The 10,855-nt window shown below is 64.6% G+C and carries 8 protein-coding genes; 4 read left to right on the top strand and 4 right to left on the bottom strand.

The window, feature by feature from the left end:
• Positions 1-48: 48 nt before the first annotated feature.
• The 4 genes from H5T60_06795 (at position 49) to H5T60_06780 (ending at position 7,236) form a co-directional block, all read left to right on the top strand.
• Positions 49-825 carry a carboxypeptidase regulatory-like domain-containing protein gene (locus tag H5T60_06795; protein MBC7242136.1) on the top strand — a complete coding sequence of 259 codons (777 nt, stop codon included), beginning with the start codon at positions 49-51 and terminating at the stop codon, positions 823-825.
• Between the two features lie 117 nt (positions 826-942).
• Positions 943-5,076: a DNRLRE domain-containing protein gene (locus tag H5T60_06790; GenBank protein ID MBC7242135.1), complete on the top strand. Its 4,134-nt coding sequence runs from the start codon at positions 943-945 to the stop codon at positions 5,074-5,076.
• 173 nt (positions 5,077-5,249) lie between these two features.
• Complete coding sequence (locus H5T60_06785) at positions 5,250-5,954, top strand: sugar transferase (GenBank protein MBC7242134.1); 705 nt, start codon at positions 5,250-5,252, stop codon at positions 5,952-5,954.
• Positions 5,955-6,159: 205 nt separating this feature from the next.
• Positions 6,160-7,236 carry a hypothetical protein gene (locus tag H5T60_06780; protein MBC7242133.1) on the top strand — a complete coding sequence of 359 codons (1,077 nt, stop codon included), beginning with the start codon at positions 6,160-6,162 and terminating at the stop codon, positions 7,234-7,236.
• A 77-nt stretch (positions 7,237-7,313) separates the two neighbouring features.
• On the opposite strand, the gene murA is transcribed toward H5T60_06780, so the two are convergent.
• Genes murA through H5T60_06760 form a run of 4 tightly spaced genes read right to left on the bottom strand, consistent with a single transcriptional unit; the run spans position 7,314 to position 10,748 of the window.
• Positions 7,314-8,597, bottom strand: coding sequence for a UDP-N-acetylglucosamine 1-carboxyvinyltransferase (murA, locus tag H5T60_06775; protein ID MBC7242132.1), 1,284 nt, complete (start codon positions 8,595-8,597; stop codon positions 7,314-7,316).
• Between the two features lie 17 nt (positions 8,598-8,614).
• A complete protein-coding gene (locus tag H5T60_06770; protein ID MBC7242131.1) occupies positions 8,615-9,463 on the bottom strand; it encodes an SAM-dependent chlorinase/fluorinase in 849 nt (282 codons plus the stop codon).
• Positions 9,460-10,461, bottom strand: a complete 1,002-nt coding sequence (locus H5T60_06765; GenBank protein MBC7242130.1) for a D-glycerate dehydrogenase — start codon at positions 10,459-10,461, stop codon at positions 9,460-9,462. The genes H5T60_06770 and H5T60_06765 overlap by 4 nt, the downstream gene beginning before the upstream one ends.
• 50 nt (positions 10,462-10,511) lie before the next feature.
• Positions 10,512-10,748 (bottom strand): CDGSH iron-sulfur domain-containing protein, encoded by a 237-nt coding sequence (locus H5T60_06760; protein ID MBC7242129.1) that lies wholly within the window; start codon positions 10,746-10,748, stop codon positions 10,512-10,514.
• Positions 10,749-10,855: the final 107 nt, after the last annotated feature.

The following is a 10,855-nucleotide window of genomic DNA, read 5'->3' as shown; positions in this document are numbered from 1 at the left end:
GCGCGTGCCGGCGATCCCTGGGCCAGCCCTGGTAGCAACGCGCCCGGGGTGGACCGCTCCGCCGCGACCTACGAAGTGCAGAGCCTGGAGGCAGAGCGCGTTTGGGTGCACTTCAACGTGACCGCGCCGGCCGGCACCTGGGTCCAGCACCCGGAACAGAACCACGGCCTCATCCTGCTGGGCGCCGGCCCAGTCGCCACCACCTTCACGTTCTACAGCTCCGATTTCTCCCAGGTAGGCTATCGGCCGCAGTTGTGCATCGCCCATCTGCCGGCGGCTCCTACCCCGACCCCCACGGAAACCTTCACACCGACGCCCACGGAGCCGCCGACCGCTACGCCGACGCCGACCGAGACGACCACCCCGACCATAACGGCGACGGCCACCCCATCGGCGACTGTCACGCCGGCGCCCACGGTTACCGCGACCGCCACGCCGGCGGCCGGCACCATTCGCGGCGTGGTCTGGCACGACTTGGACAGGGATGGTTCCAGGGAGGCCGGCGAGCCGGGGCTTCCTGGCACGACGTTGACCCTGAGAAATATGGCCTATCAGGTTGTGGACAGCTTCATCACGGACAGCAGTGGGCAGTATGAGTTCGCCGGCCTGCCGGCCGGCAACTACGTGCTCAGTGCCGCCTTCCCACCTGGCTTCCAGCCCAGCACCGCCGATAGTTGGATCGTGGCGGTGCTGGCCAACTGGACGGTGACCATTGACTTCGGGGCCTGGCTTTCGGGGACCATGACCCCCACGCCAACCCAGACCAGCACCCCCGAGGTGGTCCTGCCGGCGCGCTGCTACATCCCACTGCTGTGGAGGGAGTAGGGACCGGGAGAGGCCCTGTCCCCATCATTGACGTTCATCAGGTTCGCCCGTATAATGGCGTTGCCCTGACGGAGCCTGCCCAAGCTGGAAAGGAAGGGAAGAGAAATGCGCCTGCGTGTGGGAATCATGTTGCTGGTGGCGGGAGTGCTCATCTTGCTGGTGGCCGGCGGCGCCCAGGCCGGCCGCGCCATCCGCGACTATACGATGCCTTCCCTTCGGCCGCATGAAGCCCAGGATGTGGTCGAGGCGGTCACCCCGCCCCCCATTACCAATCCGGGCATCTACGTCTTTCTGGATACTACCCATCTGCGCCCCAGCGATTACCCCGGCGTCGTGGTGGGAGGCCACAACGCCTTCCAGTGGAAGCGCATCGAGACCTCCTACGGCTACTATGATTGGAGCCGCGTCGATACCTGGATCGAGCAGGAAGCGGCGCTGGGCAAACCCGTGGGGCTGGCCATCAACACCTATGAGGGGGTGAGCGGCGGAAACGTCTCCCCCTCCTGGATCCCCACCATCGTGTGTACGGATTATTATGGCAACCCGCACGCCATCCCCAATTACTGGTCCTCGGAATATCAGACCAACTTTCGCAATCTGATCATGGCCTTTGGGGCGCGCTATAACAACGACCCGCGCGTGGCGTGGGTGGAGGTGAGCACCGGCGCCTATGGGGAGAACCAGCCGGCGCCGGACTACTTCGACGCCTGCCTCATCTCCGCCGGCTACGGCGACCAGGGCGCCTGGGAACAGGTCGTCAAAAACATCATCACCTGGTACCGCCAGGCCTTCCCGAACAAGCCCCTCATGACCCAGCACTACCCGCGCTTCCGCAGTGACTCGGAGCGCGTGCACATCGCCGACTACGCCGCGACCCTCTACGTCGGCTTCAAGGGGGATGGCCTGATTCCCGATCGTGACAAAGCCCTGCGCCGCGACGATCCTTCTCATCCGCAGTACCGCTCCTTCCTGGACGACCCGGCGGTCAGCTACTCGGACACGGTGCCTATCGGTTTCGAGACCTACCGCTTTTACCTGCCGGATGACACCCTGCTGTATTGGGCGATCCTGAACGCCCTGGACAAGCACGCCGATTACCTGACGCTGGATGAGAACGTGCTGAAAGACGTCGCCGGCGGGACTTCCATCTGGCCCATCCTGCGCTTTGCCAATGCGCACCTGGGCAGGGACGTGCACGACACGCCGGATGTATGGGTGGCACTGCGCGAGAGCGGCTATACCTACTACCCGCAGTGGGGCAATTACCGCTTCTTCCTGGAGCAGGATAATGATGCGCCCGGCGGGCGCACGGTGCCGCTGACGTGGCGGCCGGCCGGCACCGGGCCGTACCAGATCCAAAATCCCAACGTGGAGGCCGGCCAATCCTTCCTGGGCACCACGAAAGAGGGCTGGATCTGCCGGCGCACCGACCAGGCCTCCGGCAATCCCTTCATGTACTTCGACGTGGATGACCGCTACCTCTTCGGCGGCTCCAACGTGGTCTCCGTGACGGTGACCTATTTCGACCGCGGCACCGATACCTGGACGCTGGAATATGACTCGGCTGACGGGATTACGAAGAGCGCCGGCACCGTCACCAAGACCAACTCCAACACCTGGAAGACCCAGACCTTTACCCTGGAGGACGCCCATTTCGCTAACCGCCAGCCGGCCGGCAACGATTTTCGCATCAACAGCAACGGCGACGGCGATGAAATCGTCCATTTCGTCATCCTGAAGCGGCTGACCGAACCGACTCCCACACCCACAGCAACCAGCACTTCGACGCCGACCGGCACGCCGCCGACCCCCACGCCGACGCCGACCATCACCAATACGCCCACACCGACCCCCATCCCCACCACCGTCTGCTTCCGCCAGGGAGATGGGGGATACGCCGGCAGCATTGACGCCAATATCTCCGGCTATACCCCCGACCTGAACGACGGCAGTGGCAATTTCATCCGCCTGAAATCGGACGGGGCGATCGCCAGCCTGCTGAAGTTCGACGTCTCCAGCATCCCGTCAGACCGCTATGTGGTGGACGCCCGGCTGTCCGTGTATGCCAGCCAGCGCGATAAACCCTATCCCGTCTATGTCTCCTCGTATCAAGTGCTGAAAGAGTGGGTGGAGAGCGAGGTGACATGGCGGATCGCCCGCACGGGAGTGCCCTGGTCGGTGCCGGGATGTAACGGCATCGGCACGGACCGGCTGGGCACCAGCACCGACACGCGCCTGCTGGACGGCGAGGGCATCTGGGTGGAATTTAACGTCACCGATATGGCGCGGGACTGGGTGGCCCATCCCGAAAATAACCACGGCCTGATCCTGATCGCTACCGGGCCGGTCACCCTGCAGTACAACCTGCTCAGCTCGGAATTCTGGACCACCAGCTTCCGGCCCCGCCTGTGCGTGTCGTACTTGCCTCCGCCGCCGACGGCTACCCCGACGGCGACGCCCACGGCTACCGCGACCCATACGCCGACCGGCACCCCGACGCACACGCCTACGCCGTCGGTGACGCCGACGCCCAGCGCCACGGCCACGGCCACAGCGACGGCTACCTCCACGCCGACCGCTACCCCCACGCCGACCACCGGCATCATCGCCGGCACCGTCTGGAACGACTTGAACGGCAACGGCATCAAAGATGAAGGCGAACCCGGCCTCCCCGGCGCCACCGTCACCCTCAAGGACCGCTTTGGCACCGTCCTGCAAACCTGGGTGACGGCCTCCAACGGTCTGTACCGCTTCTCCGGCCTGAACCCAGGGATCTATATTGTCACGGAGACCAACCCGCCCGGCTTCCAGTCCACCACCCTGGATGAGTGGTGGGTGACCGTCATTGCCAACTGGACGGTGACGGTCAACTTCGGCGACTGGATACCCGCGCCGACAGCCACACCTACCCGTACACCGACCAGCACGCCCACCATCACACCCACGCCCACGGTCTCGCCGACGCCGACCATCACCGGCACGCCGACCCGGACGCCGACCATCACCCCGACGGGCACGCACACGCTGACGCCGACGCCGACGGTAACCGGCACACAGGTCCCTACGGCCACGCCGACGCGCACGCCTCTGCCGCCGGGCATGCTGGACCTGAGCGGAGCGGTGCCGGCCGCCTGCGGGGTTTCGTACGCCGGCGACACGCGCGGCGCGCCGGCACGCGTGGACACCTACTCCTGCATCCCAAGCTGGCCGGAAGCCGGCCCGGAGCAGGTCTATATCCTCACCACAAGCGTCACCCAGGATATCACCGTGACACTATCTTACGTGGCGCCCACCGAAGTGGATGTCTTCATGCTGGACGCGCCCTACGGCACCAACTGCGTGGATGGCGGGTTCGGGGATACCTTTGCGGTCCTGCGGAACGCCCCGCCTAAGACGTACTATATCGTGGTGGATACGTTCAGCGGCTTCGGGACGCCGGCCCCCGGCCCATACCTCCTCAACATTACCTGCCCGGCCGGCCCGTTCCCCACGCCCACGCCGACCCACACCGCGACGGCCACACCCACGCCTACCGCCACGCCGGGGAACGTGCTCCTGCCGCTCATCATCCGGCTCTATCCCATCCCGACGCCAACGCCGACCGTCACCCATACCTTCACCCCTTCGCCGACACCCACGCTGGCGGCCACCCCCATCCCCACCACGGTGGTCCTCCAGCAGGGCGGCGGGGGATACAGCGGGACGCTCGACACATGGATCAGCACCTGGGACGGCACCGCCAATTATGAGGGCCAGCCCTTGCTGACCTTCCGCGGTGGGGACCGCGACCGCATGTCCATGCTCTTGCGCTTTGATGTCAGCGCCATCCCGGCGGACGCCCATATCGTGGAGGCGCGGTTGGACCTGTTCGCCACGGATGTGTTCAACCCCGCCGGCACCTGGGCCGGCAGTTACGCCGTGCGGCGCGAGTGGGTGCCGGGAGAGGTATCCTGGCTCTACGCCCGCAGCGGTGTCATGTGGGGCGACGGCGGCTGTAACCTGCCCCCGGAGGACCGCGATGCCGATCCCACGGACCTGGTCTTTATCGAGGGGGAAAACACCTGGTTCTCCTGGGATATCACCAGCATGGTGCAGGAGTGGGTGGCCGGCACCAAGCCCAACTACGGCCTGATCATCCGCTGTCCTGGCACACCAGTGAGCGCCAACGTCCAGCACGACTTCATGGCCTCGGAGGGCTCTCCGGTCGAACTGCGGCCGAAGCTGACCATACGCTACTGGACAGTGCCCTGATCCCAACGCCCGACATGGGCATACATGAACAAATTGTCATACAGCGCGTCAGGTGTTTTCATTGTATTTTCACCTGGCGCGCGTATACTGTAATCGGACTGGAAAAGCGGGATCAGGAGATTCTCATGCTGGGCCAACGCGTTCAAGCTACATTGTGGAACCGAGGTGCGATGATGGCAGTGGAACAATCCCGGCTGGTGGCGCCGGCTTTTCCAACCAGACGCGCTACCGTCTCCCTGCAGACCTATGAGATGGCCAAGCGCCTGCTGGATGTGCTGGTTGCCGGCATTGCATTGATCCTCTTCGCCCCACTCATGCTGGTGATCGCGGTGGCGATCAAGCTGGACTCGCCCGGGCCGGCCATCTTCGTCCAGCAGCGTGTCGGCCGGCACGGCCGCATCTTCAATTTCTACAAATTCCGCTCCATGCGGGTGGACCCGGATAACGACCGTGCCCACCGCCGCTTCGCCGAGGCCTATATCAACGGCGAGAGCCTGGAAGACCTGATACAAAGGGATGCGCCCATCTATAAGCCCAATAACGGCAACAACGTCACCCGCGTGGGCAAGTTCCTGCGGGCGACCAGCCTGGACGAACTGCCCCAGTTGTTCAACGTGCTGAAAGGGGACATGTCCCTGGTTGGCCCCCGCCCTTCCATTTACTATGAGGTGGATTTGTACAAAGAGTGGCACCGCCGGCGGCTGGATGTCCTGCCCGGCATCACCGGGTACGCCCAGATTAACGGCCGCAGCAGCCTGCGCTTTGACGAGATCGTCCGGCTGGACATCGAGTACATTGAGAAGCGCTCTTTCTGGTTGGATATCAGCATCTTACTGCGCACCATTCCCGTCGTGCTGTCCACCCGCAGCGCCCGGTAACCTTTCCGCCTTCGCTCCAGCAGGGCAGAGGTGGGGGCAGGATTAAACCTGCCCCCATTCTCTTTTCCGCGCCGGCCGGCGGATTTAATATTGAAAAGCGTTCCCTCGGGCGTAATCCCCTGTACTTCGCCCGCACGCTGTGTTATAATGAACTCTGACGGAAGAACGTACGGCGCGAAACCCTTGCATGGGAGGAATGCGATCCATGGTCGAACGCACGAGGGTGGTCAGCGTCAAACAATGGGACGAGGTTCCGAGCCAGCCGGCAAAGGCCGCTTCGAGTGACCGTTTTGACCTCGATTGGGAACTGCAGAGACTGTTGGGCGAAGAACTGCTGGCGATGGAGCCGGAGGAGCGGACGCCGGCCCCTTCCCCCGCCGCGGCTTCGCCCGCCGCGAACCCCTCTCAGCCTGGGGCAGTGCCGGCCGCCGCGGTAGCCGGCGCCACCGCCGCCCCATCCTCACCCGCCACTGCCCGGGTCGAGGTGACCAAGGGAGCGGAGCCGGCCGCGGCCGCGGAGCCTGCGTTCACAGCCCCCTCCGCGCCGGCCATGGACGCACAGCTCCAGGCCCGCCTGCAGTCCCTGACCAAGGATATTGACGCCCTGTACCAGCAGATGACGCGGGAAGTGGGGGCGCGGTCGGACACGCTGGAGGATGTGGCCAGCCTGCTTCAGCAGGCACGCGCCGCCTTACTGCGGGGGCCGGATGGCTTCACGGAGGCGGAAAAGCTGACCATGCAGGCACAGGGGTTACTGCGGCGCAAGGAAGAGAGCCGGCGGTGGGCCGCCACCTACGGCACCATCATCCTCGGCTATGAGTTCCTGTTCTTCATCGCCTTCGTCCTGGTGCTGGCCTTCGACCGGCCGCTGGCCGTCTGGGTCGGCAATTTGACCCGTGTCACCGAAGCGCTGAACATGCGCGATATCCTGCCCTTCTGGGACACCATGATCTGGGGCGGTATCGGCGGCGTCGTCGGGGCATTGTACAGCCTGTATTGGCACGTGGCGGAACAGCAGGACTTCGACCGCCAGTACAACATGTGGTACGTGGTCCAGCCCATTATGGGGGCAATGCTGGGTGCCTTCATATACCTTATTGTCGTCAGCGGCATGCTGGCCATGAGCATCAATATCCAGACGGTTTCGTCGAGCTGGTTCCCCTCGGCACTGGCCTGTTTGTGCGGCTTTCGGCAGAAATTCATCCTGGAACTGCTGGACAAACTGGTGGAGGTCATCGGCCTACGGCCGATCTTGACCAAGGTTGGCAATAAAGGGGAATAAGCAGAAGAGGTCCGAAATACTTAACGGCTCATGAGGCCGGCGGATTTGCTCCGCCGGCCTCTTCGCGTCCGCACGCGCTATGGGATGCGCACCCGTTCGATGCGCGCCCCCAGCGCCCGCAGTTTCTCATCCACCCGCTCATACCCGCGGTCGATTTGGCCGATGTTGCGGATGACGCTCTGCCCGCGGGCGCACAGGCTGGCGATGAGCAGGGCCATGCCGGCCCGAATGTCCGGGCTTTCCAACTGCTCGCCGTGCAGTCGCGTCGGCCCCACCACCACCGCCCGATGCGGGTCGCAGAGGATGATCTGCGCCCCCATGGCGATGAGCTTGTCCACGAAAAAGAGCCGGCTCTCGAACATCTTCTCGTGAATAAGGACCGTGCCCTTGCTCTGGGTGGCCACCACGACGGCGATGCTCATCAGATCCGCCGGGAAGTTGGGCCATGGGGCATCGTCAATTTTGGGCACGGCGCCGTCCACATCGCAGACGACCTCGAGGGGCTGATCCGCCGGCACAAAGATGTCCTGGCCGCGGATCTCGACCTCGACCCCCAGCCGGCGGAACTTGAGCAGGATCATGCGCATGAACTCCGGGCCGGCATCCTGTATCAGGATCTCACTGCGCGTCACCGCCGCCAGGCCGATAAAGCTCCCCGTCTCGATGTAATCCGGGGAGATGCGGTAGCGCGTGCCGTGCAAGCGGTCCACGCCATGAACGATGAGGGTATTGGAGCCAATGCCCTCGATCTGCGCTCCCATGGCGTTGAGGAAATGTGCCAGGTCCTGGATGTGCGGCTCGCAGGCGGCATTGCGGATAATGGTAGTGCCCTTCGCCAGCACCGCCGCCATGAGGGCGTTCTCTGTGGCGGTGACGCTGGCCTCGTCCAGGAGGATGTCCTGGCCGGCGAGCTTGTGGGCGCGCATGGAGTATCCGCCGTCCACCTCCACCTCTGCCCCCAGGGCTTTGAGGGCCAGGAAATGGGTGTCCACGCGCCGCCGGCCAATGACGTCGCCGCCCGGCAGGGGGAGGTCCACCTGGCCACAGCGGGCCAGCATGGGGCCGGCCAGCAGGATGGAGGCGCGGATCTGCCGGCAAAGCTCCGGCGAGAGCTCCGCCTTGCGCACCTCCCTGGCGCGCACCGCGACCATGCCGTCACCGATCCAGCGGACCTCCGCTCCCAGGTCGGAGATGAGCTGTATCATCGTCCGCACATCCAGGATGTTGGGCATGTTCTCGAGGATGACTTCCTCATCGGTGAGCAGGCTGGCCGCCAGGAGCGGCAGGGCGGCGTTCTTATTCCCGCTGATGCGGACCGTACCCTTCAGAGGATACCCACCTTCGATGACGAACTGTTCCATGGGATATCAACCTTTCCCTAGCGATGTTCTGATGATGGGATGATGCGAAACTCCACCGGGTCGCCGGCATGGGCGCCGAAGCGGGCCGCGGCGTTCCCTTCCCGCACGGCGATCTCCACGAACCCACTGGAACCCGCCAGGAGCAGAGGCGTTCCGGGCGCGACCGCGGCATAGGTGGGGTGCAGGCCGCGGATGTGGTGGCCGCCCAGTTGGGCGGAGAGCGCCGGCCCCCACGAAGCCGCCGGCCGGCCCGCCAGAGGATACTCGGCCGGCAGATTGGTCACGCAGTTGCCGAAGCGATCAATATATACCAGGCATGCCTGACAGCGTGCCTCGTCCAGCCGGCGGACCTGGGGGAACGGCACTGCCACCGGGTCGGTGATGGCCGGCCCGAATTCATGCAGGGGGACGCCGGCGGCCAGGTGCGCGGCGGCGGGGGCGAAAATATCCCTGCCGTGAAAGGTCCGGCTGATCTCCGGACGCCAGAAGCGGCGTTCCGTCAGGTGCACCGCCTGCCATTCCTCCTCCTGTCCCAGCACATATCCCAGCACGCCGTTATCCGGCGCGACGAAGCGGCCATGTCGGGTCTGCACGGCGATGGGCCGGCGTTCCGTCCCCACCCCAGGGTCCACCACGACCAGGTGGATGGTGTCCGGCGGAAAGAAGCGGTAGGTGCTCCAAAGGACATAGGCGGCTGAGGGGATATCCTGGGGCGGGATGTCATGGGAGATGTCCACCAGGGAGACGTGGGGGGCGATGCCCAGGATAACCCCTTTCATCGCTCCCACATAGCCATCGCGTTCCCCGAAATCAGTGAGCAGGGTGATGATCGGCACAGGCTGGTCCTCTGAGCCGGAAAGATTTATGCCGCCGGCGTGCCGGCAGTGTACACCTCCGGGTTCGCGCAGTATGGGAGGCGCTCGCCGCGCAGGCCGGCCAGCAGGTTTTCCGCCGCCATACGGGCCATTTTGCCGCGCGTGACCACGCTGGCGCTTCCAATATGCGGCACGACGATGAGATTGTCAAGCTGGAGCAGTGGGCTGTCCGCCGGCAGAGGCTCTGGCTCGGTGACATCCAGTGCCGCGGCGAAAATGCGGCGCTCCTTCAACGCCCGGTACAGCGCCTCCGGGTCCACAATGGGGCCGCGCGCCGTGTTGACCAACACGGCAGTAGGCTTCATCAGGGCGAAGGCCCGGTCATCAATCATGTGGCGCGTCTGCGGCGTGAGCGGGACATGGATGGTGATGAAGTCCGATTCCCGCAGGAGCGTTTCCAGGTCCACACATTGGGCGCCCAGCTCCTGCGCGGCGGGGTCCTCCCGACAGTACGGGTCGTAATACAGGATGCGCATGTGAAATCCGCCGGCGCGGCGGGCCACCGCCTTGCCGATGCGCCCGAAACCGATGATGCCGAGGGTGGCGCCGGCCACATCCTGTCCGAGCAGGAGCATCGGCCCCCAGGTTTTCCACAGGCCGGCCTGCACATAGCGCACCCCCTCGACGATGCGGCGCGCCGCCGCCAGCATGAGGGCGAAGGCCAGGTCCGCCGTCGTCTCGGTCAGAACGCCCGGCGTATGGCCGACGGGGATCCGGCGGCGGGTTGCCTCGGCCAGGTCAATGTTGTCCACGCCGACGGCGAAGTTGCTGATGACACGCAGTTGCGGGCCGGCGGCATCCATCACCTCGGCGTCAATGGTATCGGTAAGGAGGGAAAGGATACCGTCGACGCCGCGCACCCGTTCGAGGAGTTCCGCGCGGGTGGGCGGCAATTGGGCCGGCCAGATGTCCGCATCGCACGATTCCCGGATGAGCGCCAGTCCTTCGTCCGGAATCACGCGAGCCACAAATACTTTGGGCTTTCCCATCGGTCATCCTCCTTTCCAACAGCTTCTATAGGACAGCCTCCTTTCCAGCATCATCTGTGCGGCGGCAGATGGCGATGGGTGCCGTCGCAGAAAGGCTTGCGCGCCGATTGGCCACAGCGGCACAGCAAGTAGGTCTCTGGGACGGGGATATCCTCGTCCTTGCGCCAGGTCAGCGGTTCCCCGTATTCCGAGACGATCTGCGTCTTGCGGCAGAGGGGCACCCCGCCCACTACTTTATATGGGCCGTCCGGCAGTACAATAATTTTCCTCTCGCTGGGTGATGGCATAGTCTGACCTCGAGATAATGACACCTGGGCAAATGATACGCATCGCCAACTGCCAATCCACCGTAATTATACTCATACAAGGGCGGGTATCAAGCGTGATGTTTTGG

This window comes from Anaerolineae bacterium, from assembly GCA_014360855.1.
Taxonomy (GTDB): domain Bacteria; phylum Chloroflexota; class Anaerolineae; order JACIWP01; family JACIWP01; genus JACIWP01.
The sequence above is the reverse complement of the archived record's forward strand: the minus strand, read 5'-3'. Positions and strand labels throughout refer to the sequence as shown.

Bases quoted from the DNA above. Each gene is read 5' to 3' on its own strand.
- H5T60_06760 (MBC7242129.1), bottom strand. From the start codon at position 10,748: ATGCCATCACCCAGCGAGAGGAAAATTATTGTACTGCCGGACGGCCCA.
- H5T60_06780 (MBC7242133.1), top strand. From the start codon at position 6,160: ATGGTCGAACGCACGAGGGTGGTCAGCGTCAAACAATGGGACGAGGTT.
- H5T60_06785 (MBC7242134.1), top strand. From the start codon at position 5,250: ATGGCAGTGGAACAATCCCGGCTGGTGGCGCCGGCTTTTCCAACCAGA.
- H5T60_06765 (MBC7242130.1), bottom strand. From the start codon at position 10,461: ATGGGAAAGCCCAAAGTATTTGTGGCTCGCGTGATTCCGGACGAAGGA.
- murA (MBC7242132.1), bottom strand. From the start codon at position 8,597: ATGGAACAGTTCGTCATCGAAGGTGGGTATCCTCTGAAGGGTACGGTC.